This is a genomic window from Reichenbachiella sp. 5M10 (genome assembly GCF_002742335.1).
GTDB lineage: Bacteria > Bacteroidota > Bacteroidia > Cytophagales > Cyclobacteriaceae > Reichenbachiella.
On sequence record NZ_MDGR01000007.1, the window covers coordinates 3,006,168 to 3,022,826 of the forward strand.

Genomic DNA, 16,659 nt, shown 5'->3' on the forward strand with positions numbered 1-16,659 from the left:
GATATTACAGAAAAGCAAACTGAATCAACTTATGAAAATTGAAGGGAAATTAGACATTGCAGTCATTCAAATATTGCTTTCAAATACATATTGACCTCATCACAAAAACAATATCGAGTTTTGAAGGATCAGTCTGTATTTCTGGGGGGCAATAAGTCATAATTAATTTTCTTTGCTAGAAAAAAGCATTGGAAAAGGAGTTATTGAGTCTATTATTACCTGAGGGTATGTTGGATTATTTCGAAGTAGTGTCCATGAGGCTAAAGGACAAAACGTATTTCATTTATTTGGAAGAGAAGAATATCCACCCTCAGCAGTTCAAAGGAGATAAATTGACCTCCAAAGGATTCTTTGATGAGGTTTCCATTCAAGATTTTCCTCTTCGCGGCAAGCCCTGCTATCTTAAGATCAAGCGTAGGAAGTGGCTCAATGAGGATACTGGCAAAAATGTAAGCAGGGATTGGAAAATGGTAGCAACAGGTACGCGGATGACAGAGGAATTCGCGCTTTTTTTAAAACGGAACTCCTGGATTCCAAGCCTATAAGCTGCAAGCTGGTTGCCGAACTATTTCATCTCAATAGTAAGCAACTCGAACACCAATATGTCTTCTATTTGAGCAATTTCATGCAATGGCCTCAACGGGAGCACGCCTCTGATTGGATATTGTTCCCCGAAAACATGGGCACTCATTTAAGTATTGATGAGACTGCTCTCTCACAAGGAGAGCTTTATACAATTGTGACCAATAAAGCAGCAAAAGGAAGGAAAGGTAGCTTAGTTGCTTTGGTCAAAGGAACTGATAGTGAGCAAGTAAACGCGGTATTGAAGCAAGTTGACAGTACTTTAAGGCGCAAAGTCCAAGAAGTCACACTGGATATGGCTGCTAGCATGGAAAAAATAGTTAGACGCAGCTTTCCAAAAGCCCAGTTAGTAACAGACCGCTTTCATGTTCAAAAATTGGCCTATGATGCGGTACAAGAAATGCGCATTGCTTACAGATGGGAAGCCATCGATCAGGAAAATAAAGAAATTGAATTGAGTCGTGAAGCAGGTAAGTCTTATGTTGCCCATCGACTCGAAAATGGCGATACAGAGAAGCAACTTTTGGCTAGAAGCAGGTACTTGCTTTTCAAAAGCGAACACAACTGGACTGTCTCACAAGTCCACCGTGCAGAGATACTCTTCAAACACTATCCTTCACTGGAAAAAGCCTACAAACTCTCAAGAGAACTCGCTTACATTTATCAAAGTAGCAAGGTCAAAGGAGTTGCATTTACTCGTTTGGCTCAATGGTATGACAAGGTAGAAAAGGCAGGCTTCAAGTCCTTCAACACAGTGGCCAGAACAATACAAAACCACTATCAGAGTATTCTCAATTTCTTTGATCATCGAAGTACCAATGCGTCAGCAGAATCTTTCAATGCCAAGATCAAGGCCTTTAGATCTCAATTCAGAGGTGTTCAAAACGTAGAATTTTTCCTCTACAGACTATCTAAAATTTATGCGTGATTTTTTCAATCCCCCAAGTTTACAGACTGATCCGTTTTGAACATTGAATCGTTGAATAACGAAGTGATCCATCATCTCTCCCCCAGAAATACAGACTGATCCTGATTTTTTCAATCCCCCAAGTTTACAGACTGATCCTTCATTTACAACCATCACCTAATAAATTGAACGAAATTAACTTGAGCTATAACTTGCGTAAAACGAAAAAAGCCTTGCAAATCGTTGATTTACAAGGCTTTAATCATTAAAAAGTACCCAGGGCCGGAATCGAACCGGCACGACCTAAGCCATTGGTGTTTGAGACCAACGCGTCTACCAATTCCGCCACCTGGGCATATTATCTGCGATTCTATAACTACAAAATCTTGCGGAATGGCCCGCTCTCTTTCAAACGGGACGCAAACATATTTAAAGTTTTTTATTCAAACAATACTGAAATGAAATTCATCTAAAATATTTTTCTTTGGAAAGATCTAGCCGTGGGCTTGTCGATTAACAATAACTTGATCGCTGGCCATACTTGACCAAACAACTCCGAACGACGGTAGCGATTGAGAGCATTCTCATCTTCCCAATGACTGTGCGTCACAAACACTCCTGGCTCGCTCTCATCCTCCAAAATCTCTAAAAACGAGCACCCTTCTGCTCCTCCAATCTCTATCCGGTACGTTGCAATCAACGCCAAGAAATCATCCACACGATCCGGGGCAATTTTCAATGTCACCAACCGTACAATCATATCTGAAAATCTATAAACACCTGATCATTGACCAAAAGCCCGAGTAGCTCTGCACCGTGACCTTGCAAAATCCCGATCTGCAAGCGTCCCATCGAATCGAACAACACAAAACACTCCCCAGGGCCGACCTCAAAAAAACTCTGGTTGATACGGGTTATTTTCTCTCTCCTAAAATTCACTACAAAAGGACATTCTTTATTGATCCGTAAAATAGCCTCAAAATCTTCCCGAAGAATATTGGTAACTAAATTCCCATAATGGTCGATTCGCACGATATTACCAGCAATCTGTTGTTTGGTAGCCTTGGCACGCGTAGGCATAAAGAGGTTGATATCCTCCAGCGGCACCCCGAGCGTATGAAACTCAGCCCCACTGGCTAACTTTCCCGCTATTGGCCCATAGATATCTCTTGCTGCAAAGACCGTCTGGATCGGACTTTCACTATTGACATCCATGATAGCCATAGGCATTTGTTCACTCAGCAATGAAAATATCCCAGAATCATCTCCAACAAAATAGTGTCCTTCCAAAAAAACCACCACATTCTTAGCTTGTTTCGAGTTGCTGTTGGACACCCCGATCAGATGCACCGTCCCTATCGGAAAATCCCGAAAAACAGAGGCCAACAAATGTGCAGCATGGCCAACATCTCCTACTTGAATCTGGTGCGAAATATCAACAATGATAATTTGAGGATTCTCCCTTAACACACTCGCCTTCACTGCTGCCACGTAATGATCCGAAAGCCCGAAATCAGAAAGAAAAGTTACGATGGCCATAGATGCTATTGGGAAAAAATCATTTAATTTGTCTAGACAAAAATATAAATTGACTGCAAATTAGGTATTTCATTTGGTAGAAAAAATAATAACCCTCGAGAACATTCCATTGACCGAATTCCTCGGCATAGAGAATGAAAACATTGAAGAATTAGCAGCTGCTTTTCCTAAGTCAAAGATCATTTCTAGAGGCAATGAAATCACCATTCAAGGTGCCGCACCAGAGATCATCAAGATCAATGAAATACTCAACTCTTTGGTAGATCACTACCACAAATTTGGCAAGATCACAAAGACCAACATCACCTCCTTCATCAACAGTGAAACGAATGTATTCGGAGAGGATGAGAGTGATGTTTTGGTGTTTGGCACACGTGGCATCAAGATCGCTCCTAAGTCTCAAAACCAAAAAAAGCTGGTCCTAAGCTCGAGAAAGAATGATATCGTATTTGCTATCGGGCCTGCGGGTACAGGCAAAACCTATATCTCGGTCGCTATGGCCGTCAAAGCTCTCAAGGATCGACAAGTCAAAAAAATCATTATCACCCGACCTGCTGTAGAAGCAGGCGAAAACCTCGGCTTTTTACCAGGAGATCTGAAAGAAAAAATCGACCCTTACCTCCGGCCTATTTATGACGCCCTCCATGACATGGTTCCTTCCGAAAAACTACGCTACTACATGGAGAATGGTGTCATCGAAATCGCGCCATTGGCCTACATGAGAGGACGTACACTCAACCATGCTTTCATCCTACTCGACGAAGCTCAAAACACCACGCCGATGCAGATCAAAATGTTCCTTACACGGATGGGACCTTCCTCCAAAGTAATCATCACCGGTGACATGTCACAAGTAGACCTCCCTTCGAAACAAAAATCTGGTCTACGAGAAGCCATCGACATCCTCAAAGACGTGAAGGGTATCGGGTTCATCACCTTGGATGGCAAAGACGTTGTCCGACACGAACTCGTCAAATCCATCATCGAAGCATATGACAAATCTGAAATAAAGGCATAGTCTTTCAACTATTTTTCGTATTTTAACTCCAGCAGCATTTCATCGTCATGAAACTGTTCGCTTGGTCCCCCATTCCGTTTGTCCGAATCTGCCTCTTTTGGATCGCAGGTCTGCTACTCGCTTCTCAAGTCCCACTCCTACTTGAATCCAATCACCTCCTCTGTATCGTTGTTGGACTGTTTATTTTGTTTGCCTTCATTTACCGCTTCACACCATCAAGCCACCCGCTTGTAGGTCATGGATTACTGCTATTGATCCTCGGGATGGGAATCATTCGGTTTTGGCAATACAACGTGCCCTTGACGGAAAAAAGCACTTCCCAGTTTTCAGAAACACGCCAATACACTGCCCTCATCCAATCCTATCCGATTCGCAAAGAAAAATACGACATTTACCAGGTAGAAAGTCGCTCCCTACTAACCGACACTTCCTTGGTCTCTCAACGCGAAATGGTACAACTCTACGTCAAGCGGGACTCACTACCCAGTATGCAACTAAACTATGGTGACTTGGTACTGATCTCTGGATCACCTTTTCGGATCTCTCCACCCAACAACCCCTACGAGTTTGATTATGCACACTACATGGCACTACAGTGTATTCATTTCCAACAGTTTGTAGACCTAAAAGACCTGCGCACCCTACGGACTCATCAAGGCCACACTCTACTGACTGCAGTCTACCGTCTTAGGACTTATTTCGAACAGCTAATCACCCATTCGGTCATAGAGCACGAAGAACAAGGCATTGCACTGGCCCTACTTCTGGGCATCAAAGACCGCTTGAACGGAGAGACTAAGTCCGCCTACTCTGCAGTAGGAGCGATGCATGTCCTTGCTGTATCCGGGTTACATGTAGGAGTGATCCATTTTCTTGTTTTACTACTATTTCGACCGATCCAATCGGCCGTATTCAAAAAAAGCATCTTGCCTGCCGTCAGCATAGCCGTGCTGTGGCTCTATGCACTTCTCACAGGATTCTCTCCTTCAATCCTTCGAGCTGTCACGATGTTTAGTCTAATCATCTTTGGCAAAGCCCTAGACCGTGACAGCAACATCTACAACTCTATCGCTGTATCCGCTTTCATCCTATTGGTCGCTAATCCGAACCAAATATTCTCTGTAGGGTTTCAATTATCCTACCTCGCAGTGATTGGCATCCTGTACATTTACAACAAAATCTACCCTCTATGGTCATCAAGGTATTGGCTATGGGACAAAGTCTGGACACTCACCTCGGTATCCATCGCTGCACAAATCGCCACCGCTCCGATTAGTATCTATTATTTCCATCAATTCCCCAACTACTTTTTGGTTTCCAATATCTTCGTGATCCCGGCCGCTTTTTTGATCATGAGCGAAGGGATCCTACTCTTCGTAGTGCAAAGCACCTTCCCCTCCGCTTGGCCTGGAGCTCTCATCGAACACACCATATGGGGTCTCAATTGGGTCGTAAACCGGATCTATTGGCTCCCAGGCAGTCTGAAAGAATGGCTGTATCTCACTGGCTGGCAAACCGTACTCTGCTATGCTACCATCGTCTGCATATTTCTGGGGTTAGAAACCAGAAAATTCAAAGCCATCGTCGTATTGTCTGTCTTCTTATGCACACTCTCTCTGCTAGGCTGCTCTCAATTGTATCAACAAGCTCATCGTCACGAGATCCTACTCTATCATACACGTCAAAACCGCCTAGTAGACCGAATCAATGGTCTTCATGTACGAGCCTTTGCGCTAGACACGATCCGTGATCAGTCCTTAGCGTCCTACCAAATCAACCCAAACCGACTTGCTTCACACCTCCCCCCACTAAGAGAGCCATCCCTCATCAGACAAACCCTGCATCAGATCGACTCAGGTATCTACGCTCAGGTATGGGGCAGCAAGCATTTCCTTTTTCTCACCAAAGGGTATGAGCCTAGTCACATCCATAAAAAACTCACTTGTGACTACCTCATACTCGAAGAAAACGCCTGCTACTCCATCGAGAGCCTGATGGAGTATATCGAGTTTGACACAGTCATCCTCTCCAATACCAACAGTAAAATAAATTTGATAAACTTAGAAAATGAAGCCGAGCACTTAGAGGTATCGTACCATTCTATGAGTCAAAGTGCTTGTCGAATTAAGATATAAGGTACTTTTGGATGTGCTTTTTCAAAGAATCTTTGTCTGCACACAAGTCTGGGTCTGCATAGATTTTGAGCATAAGCTCGAACAGTACGTTTTCGTCATACCCCAACTTGGCAGCCATTTTCGCACAATACTTGATTTCTTCGTTGTACAATTTTCCATCGATCTTCATCAATTGCACTACCGAATAAATCATCTCGTATTTTTCATCATCGCTCACATGACTGAAATCGTCAGAAGTAAACTCCATCTCATAACAATCCATGATTTCGCGCTCTGTCATGCCATTAGCTATCCCCACCTCCCTGATGAGATCTATCTCTTCTTGTACCACTACGCCATCTATTTTAGCGAGCTGTATGAGGATGTTGAGGTGAATGTTTGACATGATCTGATTTTTATGCTTCCTCACAAATATAACCAATCAAGTGAAAAGCTTTATATTAAGCGCACAAATGAATTATCTCGCACATATCTTCCTTTCATTTGGAGACGAAAAAGTCGCCATAGGCAACGTCATAGCTGATTTTGTCAAAGGAAAAAAACTGAACAATTACGAGACCGACATCCGCAAAGGCATACTGATACACAGAGAGATAGACTCTTTTACCGACCAGCATTCGCTTGTACGCCAGGGCAAAAGAAGGCTATCTGCATACCGCCATTATTCGGGAGTCATCATGGACATGTACTATGATCATCTGCTCGCCAAAAACTGGAGTAAATACTCTGACGAGCCTCTACAAGAATTTACCTCTAGGTACTACCGTTTGTTTTCGGATCATCGAGAACTGATCCCGGACAAAGCCAACTACCTACTCTACCACATGTCACGAGGCGACTGGTTGTACAACTACCAATTCGAAGAAGGGCTACACGCGGCATTAAGTGGAATGGCCAAACGCACGCCCTACGAGTCTGGCATGGAACATGCCATCACCGAACTCAAACGTGACATGGATGTATTGGAAGAAGAATTTGCTGTATTTTTCGACGAAATTATCCATCATATCCATATTTTTACCGCTCAATTAGAAGCGGAATGATCATATCAAAACCCAAAACCAATACGCTCATCTCTATTTCCATTTTCCTTGCCATAGCCTTTGGGCTATTGCTCTATGGCATTCTTAGTATCGAAGAAGCCGAAAGCAAAATGGCTTGGTACATCTTGATCTACACTTCTGGTCCTATCGGGATCGTAGTACTCATCAAAGTCCTCACCGGTCTAAAAACCATGCGAATCAGCAAGGAGAAGTTCGACCTTCATATACCCTTCCAATTGAAACGGATCAAGTTCGACTCCAAAGACATTGAAAAATGGAGCTACAGCACAATCAAAACTTACGGTGGTCAATACGAGGAAGTGATCTGGCGTCTTAAATCCGGCAAGCAGTTTGGCTTGAGCAAACAAGAAAATACCGAGTTTGAAAAAGTCCTCCGCTACATGAAAAGGAAACTCAAAAAACTGGAAGAATGATCAAATCCGCACTTTTCGTGGGACTAGGAGGATTCATGGGCAGCATATGCCGCTTCTTGATCGTCTATGTAGTCACACGATGGATCCCTGGATTTACCTCTTCCGGCACCCTTGCTGTCAATCTTTTGGGTTGCTTTGCTTTAGGGATGCTGGTGCACTTCTCCACCAAACTTGGTCAGGATTACTTTCTTTTTCTCACGGCTGGGTTCTGCGGTGGCTTCACTACTTTCTCTACCTTTGGAATCGAAAACCTCAACCTCCTCCTCAATCAAAACTACAGCACTGCACTCCTTTACATGGGAGGTAGCTTACTCTTTGGTATCCTAGCCGCCTGGATGGGCTGGCACTTTGGTAGATTATTCATTGCATAAACTCAAACTATGAACACATATCATCATCTCCTCAAACCCCTGCTCCTACTCGGACTCACGCTGTTTTTTTTCGCCTCGTGCGAGACACAAACCGAAACCTACATCCCCAAACGAAGCAACGAGGATTCGCTCTTCGTCGTGAACAACTACAAAAAACAAGAAGTCAGCATTCCTATGCGCGACGGCACCAAGCTATTCACAGCCATCTATACACCTATAGATGGAGATGACTACCCAATCATCCTCTTTCGGACCCCTTACTCGGTAGCCCCTTACGGGACGGAAAAAAAAGACTACCGTCCAGACCTAGGCCCCAATATGGAATTGACTCGAGACAAATATATCTTCGTCTACCAAGACGTACGAGGCAAATTCATGTCAGAGGGGGAGTTTGTCAACATGACACCACACGAAGGCACAGTCAACGGGCACCGCATCAACGAAAGCACCGACACTTTCGATACGATCGAGTGGCTACTCGCCAACACCCAAAACAATGGGAATGTAGGTCAGTGGGGTATATCATACCCTGGATTCTATACGGCAGCAGGCATGATCGACTCGCATCCAGCACTCAAAGCAGTCTCTCCACAAGCACCGATCTCTGACTGGTTCTTCGACGACTTTCACCACCATGGTGCATTCTTCCCTTCACACACTTTTTGGTTCTTTTCTTTCTTTGGTGTACCAAGAGACAGTCTTACCACCGCATGGGCTCCACAGTTTGATTTCCAAACAGAGGATGGCTATGATTTTTATCAAAAAATGACCCCTCTCTCCAAAGCAAATGAGCTATATCTTCACGACAGCATCCCCTTTTGGAATGAGGTCATCAGTCACCCAAACTACGACGAATTCTGGCAATCTCGCAGTATCCTACCCCACCTGCGCAACATCAACTGTGCTGTACTGACTGTCGGAGGCTGGTATGACGCAGAGGATCTCTACGGTCCTCTCAACATCTATCAAGCGGTGGAAAAAAACAACCCAAAGACAACCAACACCCTCATCATGGGCCCCTGGAGCCATGGAGGTTGGAGACGTAGCGAAGGAGATTTTCTTGGAGATGTATATTTCGGTGAAAAAACTTCTACTTTCTACAACCATGAAGTATTGACTCCATTTTTTCAAAAGCACCTCAAAGGAGTAGGAGAAGCTGATTTGGCTGAAGCTATCATGTTTGAGACGGGAACCAACGAATGGAAAAAATTTGACGAATGGCCTCCAAAAAACCTGGAATACACCAAACTCTACTTCAGAAAGAAAAACGAACTATCCTTCACCCCACCTGAAGCCAATGAGTTTGGAGTCGACATTTTCCAAAGTGACCCAAAGCACCCTGTCCCGTTCACACAATACCCTAATTTACGTATCCCAAAGGAATACATGGTTGAGGACCAAAGCTTCGTAATCGTCAGAGATGACGTCCTCTACTATGTCACCGCACCACTCGAGGAGAACCTCACGATCGCTGGCCCTATCACTGCCAATCTGATCGTCAAAACAGATCAAACAGCAGCAGACTGGGTTGTCAAGCTCATCGACGTATACCCCAATGATCACGCTCCGTTTCCTCATCAGCCAGACAAGATGATGAATGGCTACCACCAAATGGTACGTAGTGAGGCCATTCGAGGGAGGTTCCGCAACAGCTATGAAAAACCCGAAGCATTCACCCCAAAGCGAGATGAAACCATCGAGTTACCTATGCAAGACGTGCTTCACACATTCAAAAAAGGTCACCGTATCATGGTTCAAATCCAAAGCTCATGGTTTCCATTGATGGACATCAACCCTCAGACCTACGTGGACAACATATTTGAGGCCCAAGAAGAGGATTTTGTGACAGCCAAACATTACATTGGTAGATCAGGTATCAATCCCTCTTTTATAAAAATTGGGATACTCAAAGAGGAATAAGACGTCAATTGTACTACCCGACGGTTCTCTATGACAGTCTTTGTCATAGAGAACCCTTTCGATTGATTCTAAAACTACTTTCTGATTTCAGGCCACAAACACACGACTGTATCACCAGCACAAAACCATTCATAAAAATTCAGGTTTTCTATCACTTCACCCAATAGCAACTGACACAAAAAAAGCCACTCGATGGAGTGGCTTTTCATTAAGAAATTAAGTCAGTTTGGTTTTTGGAAATTTCTAAGTATAAAGTAGCGGTTTTTTCAACGAAAACCAAAGATCTGTTCGATGAACATTCATATTTCTTAGATGAGTACAGGAATTACTTAGTTTCCTCTCTCCGCAATTACTGAAGTATATCCGTATCCATATTTCGATCTCTAGCCCATCTACGTACAAGTGGATAGAGTAGTACAGATACTATGATGATCCCAGTACCTATATAAAATTCATCGCCCATATGCTCGTCATCTTTGAACAAAATGACAGCCATCAAAATACCATAAACCGGCTCCAAATTGATTGTAAGATTGATCGAAAAGGCCGTCAGTTGCTTCATCAGTTTCACCCCAAGCGAATAGGCAAACACTGTACATACCACGCCAAGCACCATCAAATACAGCCAATCCATGTCATGCAATACAACATGGTCCATCCACCTCTCTCCTCCTAGCGTACTGACTATGACGACCACTACGAGAGTAGTCACAAATGCTCCTAGCATCTCATACATCGAAATGGTATAGTGATTATGCTTGGCGATAAATCTACCATTGATCACTGTAAAGGTAGAAGCCAGTATCGCAGAAAGAATAGCTACCGATAAGCCTAGATATTGATCAAAAGATGAATTGAAAACAATTACTATTCCGACTACTGAAAGCACTCCCAACAAGGGCTCGTAAAACTTGATTGGCCTCTTGTTGACGATAGGATCAATGAAGCTTGTCCAAAAGGAAGTCGTGGCAATCCCAGCGAGACAAATCGAAATATTGGAGAGACGGGCAGCCAAAAAGAAAGTCACCCAATGCGCTGCTATCAATATGCCCGTTGCAATGATTTGCATCAATTCCTTCCGTGGCAAGCGGTAATCTATTCGACGAAAATACACAATAAGGTATATTCCCACCGTCGCAATGAGGGTTCGATAAAGTACCACGCCCAACGGGCTAATGGTCAGCAGCTTGCCCAAAATCGCAGTAGCTCCCCAGATCAAGACAATGAAATGGAGCTGCATATAGGCTTTGAGAGGTGTATTTTGTTGTATCATTTGGGGACTAATCGATAGAGGATCAAGGTCACCACTGCTCCAATCATATTGGGGATCCATATCGCCACGATTGGATTCATCGACCCTGCTTCAGCGATGGCCTTCACCAAGATAAACAGGATTATGAATACAAAGGCAATCAAGAAACCCAGTGCGATCTTGAAACCAGCACCTCCTCTAGTAGACTTTTCTGCCGACACGGACACCCCCATCATCGTCAGTATTATTGCCGTAAATGGCAACATATATCGAATATATTTTTCAATTTCATAAACCTCCACATCATCTGCCCCTCGGTCTTTGAGCATGGCGATATGTTCGTTGAGTTCATTGAGGTTCATCGTTTCGTTGAGCTGATACTTGTTGTCGAAATCCTCCGGCGTGATCGCTAGTACAGTATCCATCTGCTTGCCCTTACTATACTCCTCTTCGAACTCTCCAATCACTCTCAACTCCCAATCTCGAAACTCCCAGTGCTCCAACGAATCGTCCCAAGTCATCTTCTTAGCGGTGAGTTTCTGACGCATTTGCGTACCCACTACTTGCTCCAATGTAACCTTGTATCCTACTTCCGAGCGATTGTTGTAGCGCTGCAGGTAAAGATACTCTTCGGGACCGATCTTAAAATGAATGTCTCGTTCGTTGAAATAAAAAGGCTTCTTGAGATACTCTACTTCAAATGCAATTCGATACTTATTGGAGTTAGGAATCATCCAACCGTTGACATAAAATGTCGTCAAGGCAATCAATATCGCCCCAACCAAAAACGGCAACAACATCCGACGAAAACTAATCCCTCCAGCAAGAATCGCTACAATCTCAGTCTTGCCTGCCATCCCTACAGTCACGAGTACTGTCGCAATAAACACCGTAATCGGTGCAATCAAATTGGCAATCCACGGGATAAAACTCATGTAGTAATACACAATCAAATCCGTCGGCACTTCATTTTTGATAAACTTCTCATTCTTCTCCGTAAAGTCTATCACCACGATAACTACCACCAGTAGTGCCACCACAAAGACGAATGTGGTCATGAACTTCTTGAAGATATACTTGTCGAGTAGTTTGATTTTCACTGGTACCTTAAAGTCTTGTTGAAATTTTGGGCAATATAGCATTTTTCCATGCCGAGAAACTGCCCGATTTGATGTGTTTTCGTGCCTCTTTGACCAACCATAAATAAAACGTCAAATTATGGACACTTGTGATTTGTGCGCCCAACGCCTCGCTACTATGAATCAGATGACGTACGTACGCCTTGGTGTACGCCGAATCTACGTATCCACCAAGATTGGGATCAAGCGGTGAAAAATCCCTCTCCCATTTTTTATTCTTGATATTGATGATCCCCTCTGAGGTATAGATCAAGCCGTGTCGGGCATTGCGGGTTGGCATCACACAGTCAAACATGTCCACACCGAGCGAGATACACTCCAATATATTTTCTGGAGTTCCTACTCCCATCAGGTACCGTGGTTTGTCCTTAGGCAAAATCCCACAAACCAAGTCTGTAGTTTCGTACATCATCTCTGCAGGCTCTCCGACAGACAACCCTCCTATGGCATTGCCCTCACGCCCAAACGAAGCGATCGTCTCTGCAGATTTTTCCCGAAGATCGTGGTAGGTACTCCCTTGTACGATAGGGAACAAGGTTTGACTGTAACCATACTTTGGCTGGGTCTCGTCAAACCGGTCACAACAGCGCTTCAACCATCGATGCGTCATCTCCATCGACTCCCTTGCGTACTTACGATCACAGGGATACGGCGTACATTCATCAAACGCCATGATGATGTCCGCTCCTATGGTACGCTGGATATCCATCACATACTCGGGAGTAAAATGATGCCTAGAGCCATCGATATGTGACTGAAACTTCACCCCTTCTTCCGTAATCTTTCGTCTATGCTTGAGCGAATACACCTGATACCCTCCACTATCTGTGAGCATAGGACGATCAAACCCATTGAACATGTGCAGACCACCTGCCGCCTCGATGACCTCTAGCCCAGGACGCAGATACAAGTGGTATGTATTTCCCAAGATGATTTCTCCCTTGATATCTTCTTTGAGCTCTCGCTGATGCACGGCCTTGACCGTTCCTGCTGTCCCTACGGGCATAAAAATCGGTGTTTCGATCTGCCCGTGATCCGTAGTGATCACTCCCGCTCTAGCGTTTGACTTCCCGTCTGTTGCTTCTAACTTAAAATCCATAAACGCTGCAAAAATATGCCGAATTCTCCTATTAAGTTTACGCACTGGCGCATATTTGCAACCAATTGACAATTGACAGCTATGATCGAAGTTTTCCAGGCCATTTTATTAGGCAGCACCTTTATCCTTTCCATATACTGGCTCTTGGCCTGGGTCAAAATCACCACCTATCAAACCTCTCAGACAAGCGAGGTACAACCCGTCTCAGTCATTGTCTGTGCGCACAACGAGCTCAACAATCTCAAAACACTCCTACCCATCCTACTCGATCAAAATCATCCTGATTTTGAAGTCATTGTCGTAGATGACCGATCTGATGACGACACCTATGACTATATGCTAGAGGCACAAAACGACCGCCTCAAAAACGTTCGAGTTGACCAAGTGCACGACCATATCAATGCAAAAAAATACGCCATTACCTTGGGTGTAAAAGCAGCCAAAAACGAAATATTGCTCTTTATCGACGCGGATTGCACGCCAAATTCATCGGGTTGGATTCAACAAATGACACAGGGTTTCCTACCATCCACAGACTTTACTCTTGGGGTATCCTTTTATTCCCGTGCCAAGGGCTTTCTCAATCAATACATCCGCTACGAAACCCTACTCACTGCAGTCAACTACATCTCATGGGCACAGCTAGGCAATCCATACATGGGAGTCGGGCGCAACCTGGCTTACCGCAAATCAACTTTTTTGGAAAACAAGGGATTCAACAAATACCAGCACGTCACCGGTGGAGATGATGACTTGCTCGTCAACCAACTGGCCCACAAAAAAAACACACACGTAGTGGTCGGTGCAGCCTCGCTGACGTTTTCCGTTCCCAAACAAAAGTGGAGCAGCTATTTCAAACAAAAACTAAGACATTTCTCCGTAAGCAAATATTACAAAACAAAAGACAAATTGCTCTTGGGCTTGCAAAATCTCTGCAACCTGCTTTATTGGTTGTCTTTGTTTATTTTAGCATCACAAACCAATCTATACGAGATACTCGGTGGTGTACTCCTTTTTAGATGGGTCATATTGATCAATCTAAATTATTTCACATCCAAAAAGTTTGGAGATCGTATGAATAGTTGGCTTGTACCCATTCTTGATATTTTTCACGTCGCGTACGTGACAATAACAGGAAGCATCGCGATATTCACTAAGAAGGTTCAATGGAAGTAAAAAAGCAATTTTCCGAAAAGGCACTAAAAGATTTTAAACTCATCGATCATGCGATCAATGAAGGAGACGAGCAGGCATTTGCTGAGCTCATGGATCGCTACAAGCGTCCCGTCTACCATATGATATTGAAGATGATCCGCAACACCGATGATGCCGAAGATTTGACTATTGAGGCTTTCGCCAAAGCCTTCAAGAACCTTCACAAATTCAAAAAAGACTATACCTTCAGTACTTGGTTGTTTCGTATTGCGACCAACAACACGATTGATTTTATCCGAAAGAAAAAATTAAAGACGTTTAGCCTCAACACCTCGTTCACTGACGATGGAGGGGAATCTGTGACCATCGATGTAGAAGACAACAACCTCAATCCCCAAGAAGAAACAATCAAAGATCAAAAAATCGAATTAGTGCAGATGTTTGTAACCAAATTACCTCCAAAATATCAGCGTCTCGTACGCTTGAGGTATTTCGACGAACTCTCCTATGACGAGATTGCCAAGACACTGGACGCACCACTAGGCACTGTCAAAGCACAACTCCACCGTGCTCGTGAGTTGATGTACGATCTAGTCAAAGACAAAAAGCAACACATCTAGGGCCATGCTCAAACATATCAACAAATACTTCCCCAAACTCTCGGAAGTACAAAAGGAGCAGTTCGCACAACTCGATCCTCTCTACCGAGAATGGAACGGACAGATCAATGTCATCTCTCGAAAAGACATCGAAGAACTATACATTCGTCACGTCCTGCATTCGCTCGGAATCGCCAAAATCATGGATTTTGAGCCTGAGGCAGACATCCTTGACATAGGTACAGGCGGAGGATTCCCAGGTATACCTCTCGCCATCCTTTACCCCGAGAGTAACTTCGTGCTAGTGGACAGTATAGGCAAGAAAATCAAGGTTGTGAATGAAGTAGCCCAAGCACTCGGCCTCACCAATGTACAAGGCATACATGGCAGAGCTGAAGAAGTTTCTGGTCAGTTCGATTTCATCGTGAGCCGAGCCGTCACACGCATGAAGCCCTTCTACCAATGGACAAAAGGGAAAATCAAAAAAGAGTCCAAACACTCTCTCAAAAATGGCATTCTATACCTGAAGGGTGGGGATTTAGGAGAAGAAATGAAAGAGTCCAAACTCCGTTTCAAACTCTATGATTTGACAGATTACTTCCGCGAAGATTTTTTCGAAACGAAGAAGGTTGTCTACGTAGAAAAGCAATGAAGCACACTACAAAGCTCCCTCTACCTTGATATAATGCAACTGTACCAACCCTGACTCAAAAGTCGTGGTATCGATCAGCGCCACATCCTGTGGCATCACTTCACCTTTGAACAACCGCTTGCCGTTACCCAATAGCGTAGGAATAATAGAGATGATATACTCATCGATGAGTCCGTGCCTCATCAGCAACTGCACGATCTCAGCACCTCCATCACATATGATGTTTTTGCCCTCTTCTCCTTTCAATTCTTGAATCAGATGCTCGATATCGTCGTTGTAAAAGATGATGTTCTTCTCTGGGAGTAGCTCCTGACGGGTGATCACATAACACTCCATCTTCTCTGCCTGCGGCAAATGCCCTACCATATCTAGTACTTTTTCGTAGGTTCTGCGCCCTACCAAATAGGTATCTACACCATCCATGACTCTAGCATAGCCATAATCTTCCCCATCACGCTCCACTATATCCAACCAGGACAAATCATCGTCCTCAGTTGCCAAATACCCATCCAAACTCATGCTCACATAGAGTATCAACTTTCTTTCAGCCATATCCAATTCAATTACAAATAACTAACCACCACTTGTCCCTGTTCTCCGCTCTATTATCTCGAGACTTCTTGCACAACGGATACAGCGTCAGGACAACTCCTACCCATACCAAATAAACAACATATAGATCAAACCCAAAATCTTTAAGCTTGGCATTTTTCAAAAAGGCAGTGTCCATGATCCAATCTATCCTTGGATATCCGCTCCAAACAATACTGGCAATCACCAATAGATGAATCAACATTAACTGACTGGAATTGAC

Annotated in this window: 18 protein-coding genes and 1 tRNA gene; 11 read left to right on the plus strand and 8 right to left on the minus strand. The window is 43.9% G+C overall.

Annotation, left to right across the window (positions count from 1 at the left end; all coding sequences use genetic code 11):
* Window positions 1–203 precede the first annotated feature (203 nt).
* The gene (locus tag BFP72_RS12035; protein ID WP_255397137.1) at window positions 204–545 is read left to right on the plus strand and encodes a transposase; all 342 of its coding nucleotides are present in this window, start codon (window positions 204–206) and stop codon (window positions 543–545) included.
* Between the two features lie 80 nt (window positions 546–625).
* The gene (locus tag BFP72_RS12040) at window positions 626–1,510 is read left to right on the plus strand and encodes a transposase (RefSeq protein WP_221406442.1); all 885 of its coding nucleotides are present in this window, start codon (window positions 626–628) and stop codon (window positions 1,508–1,510) included.
* A gap of 252 nt (window positions 1,511–1,762) precedes the next feature.
* Here BFP72_RS12040 and BFP72_RS12045 read toward each other — a convergent pair.
* The 3 genes from BFP72_RS12045 to BFP72_RS12055 form a co-directional block, all read right to left on the minus strand.
* Window positions 1,763–1,844 (minus strand) — tRNA-Leu (locus BFP72_RS12045).
* Window positions 1,845–1,958: 114 nt separating this feature from the next.
* Window positions 1,959–2,249, minus strand: coding sequence for a putative quinol monooxygenase (locus BFP72_RS12050; RefSeq protein ID WP_099599375.1), 291 nt, complete (start codon window positions 2,247–2,249; stop codon window positions 1,959–1,961).
* Window positions 2,246–3,028, minus strand: a complete 783-nt coding sequence (locus tag BFP72_RS12055; RefSeq protein ID WP_099599376.1) for an S-adenosyl-l-methionine hydroxide adenosyltransferase family protein — start codon at window positions 3,026–3,028, stop codon at window positions 2,246–2,248. Before BFP72_RS12055 ends, BFP72_RS12050 begins: the two co-directional genes overlap by 4 nt.
* Window positions 3,029–3,101: 73 nt before the next feature.
* Between BFP72_RS12055 and BFP72_RS12060 the strand changes: the two genes are divergently transcribed.
* Together BFP72_RS12060 and BFP72_RS12065 are read left to right on the plus strand one after the other, a co-directional pair.
* A complete protein-coding gene (locus BFP72_RS12060; RefSeq protein WP_099599377.1) occupies window positions 3,102–4,046 on the plus strand; it encodes a PhoH family protein in 945 nt (314 codons plus the stop codon).
* 47 nt (window positions 4,047–4,093) lie between these two features.
* On the plus strand, window positions 4,094–6,181 hold the full coding sequence (locus BFP72_RS12065) for a ComEC/Rec2 family competence protein (protein WP_099599378.1): 2,088 nt from the start codon (window positions 4,094–4,096) through the stop codon (window positions 6,179–6,181).
* On the opposite strand, the gene BFP72_RS12070 is transcribed toward BFP72_RS12065, so the two are convergent.
* The gene (locus BFP72_RS12070; protein ID WP_099599379.1) at window positions 6,171–6,566 is read right to left on the minus strand and encodes a hypothetical protein; all 396 of its coding nucleotides are present in this window, start codon (window positions 6,564–6,566) and stop codon (window positions 6,171–6,173) included. The genes BFP72_RS12065 and BFP72_RS12070 overlap by 11 nt on opposite strands.
* A 67-nt stretch (window positions 6,567–6,633) precedes the next feature.
* Between BFP72_RS12070 and BFP72_RS12075 the strand changes: the two genes are divergently transcribed.
* The 4 genes from BFP72_RS12075 to BFP72_RS12090 are packed head-to-tail and all read left to right on the plus strand — an operon-like array spanning window position 6,634 to window position 9,949.
* The gene (locus BFP72_RS12075) at window positions 6,634–7,224 is read left to right on the plus strand and encodes an ACP phosphodiesterase (RefSeq protein WP_099599380.1); all 591 of its coding nucleotides are present in this window, start codon (window positions 6,634–6,636) and stop codon (window positions 7,222–7,224) included.
* On the plus strand, window positions 7,221–7,658 hold the full coding sequence (locus BFP72_RS12080; RefSeq protein ID WP_099599381.1) for a hypothetical protein: 438 nt from the start codon (window positions 7,221–7,223) through the stop codon (window positions 7,656–7,658). Before BFP72_RS12075 ends, BFP72_RS12080 begins: the two co-directional genes overlap by 4 nt.
* Window positions 7,655–8,029, plus strand: coding sequence for a fluoride efflux transporter CrcB (gene crcB, locus BFP72_RS12085; RefSeq protein WP_185123727.1), 375 nt, complete (start codon window positions 7,655–7,657; stop codon window positions 8,027–8,029). The genes BFP72_RS12080 and crcB overlap by 4 nt, the downstream gene beginning before the upstream one ends.
* A 9-nt stretch (window positions 8,030–8,038) precedes the next feature.
* Entirely contained in the window at window positions 8,039–9,949 is a 1,911-nt protein-coding gene (locus BFP72_RS12090) for a CocE/NonD family hydrolase (protein ID WP_099599382.1), read from the plus strand.
* Between the two features lie 349 nt (window positions 9,950–10,298).
* On the opposite strand, the gene BFP72_RS12095 is transcribed toward BFP72_RS12090, so the two are convergent.
* From BFP72_RS12095 to tgt, 3 genes are read right to left on the minus strand one after another with little or no spacing between them, the layout of a single operon-like run.
* Window positions 10,299–11,222, minus strand: coding sequence for a DMT family transporter (locus BFP72_RS12095; RefSeq protein ID WP_099599383.1), 924 nt, complete (start codon window positions 11,220–11,222; stop codon window positions 10,299–10,301).
* Window positions 11,219–12,301 carry an LptF/LptG family permease gene (locus BFP72_RS12100; RefSeq protein ID WP_255397205.1) on the minus strand — a complete coding sequence of 361 codons (1,083 nt, stop codon included), beginning with the start codon at window positions 12,299–12,301 and terminating at the stop codon, window positions 11,219–11,221. The genes BFP72_RS12095 and BFP72_RS12100 overlap by 4 nt, the downstream gene beginning before the upstream one ends.
* A 7-nt stretch (window positions 12,302–12,308) precedes the next feature.
* Window positions 12,309–13,439, minus strand: a complete 1,131-nt coding sequence (tgt, locus tag BFP72_RS12105; protein WP_099599384.1) for a tRNA guanosine(34) transglycosylase Tgt — start codon at window positions 13,437–13,439, stop codon at window positions 12,309–12,311.
* Window positions 13,440–13,520: 81 nt separating this feature from the next.
* Here tgt and BFP72_RS12110 point away from each other — a divergent pair, with 81 nt between their 5' ends.
* From BFP72_RS12110 to rsmG, 3 genes are read left to right on the plus strand one after another with little or no spacing between them, the layout of a single operon-like run.
* A complete protein-coding gene (locus BFP72_RS12110; RefSeq protein WP_255397206.1) occupies window positions 13,521–14,615 on the plus strand; it encodes a glycosyltransferase in 1,095 nt (364 codons plus the stop codon).
* Window positions 14,606–15,214, plus strand: a complete 609-nt coding sequence (locus BFP72_RS12115; protein WP_099599385.1) for an RNA polymerase sigma factor — start codon at window positions 14,606–14,608, stop codon at window positions 15,212–15,214. Before BFP72_RS12110 ends, BFP72_RS12115 begins: the two co-directional genes overlap by 10 nt.
* A 4-nt stretch (window positions 15,215–15,218) precedes the next feature.
* On the plus strand, window positions 15,219–15,845 hold the full coding sequence (rsmG, locus tag BFP72_RS12120; protein WP_099599386.1) for a 16S rRNA (guanine(527)-N(7))-methyltransferase RsmG: 627 nt from the start codon (window positions 15,219–15,221) through the stop codon (window positions 15,843–15,845).
* A gap of 6 nt (window positions 15,846–15,851) precedes the next feature.
* Here the strand turns inward: rsmG and BFP72_RS12125 are convergent, their stop codons facing one another.
* Entirely contained in the window at window positions 15,852–16,397 is a 546-nt protein-coding gene (locus BFP72_RS12125; RefSeq protein ID WP_099599387.1) for a dihydrofolate reductase family protein, read from the minus strand.
* Window positions 16,398–16,659 lie beyond the last annotated feature (262 nt).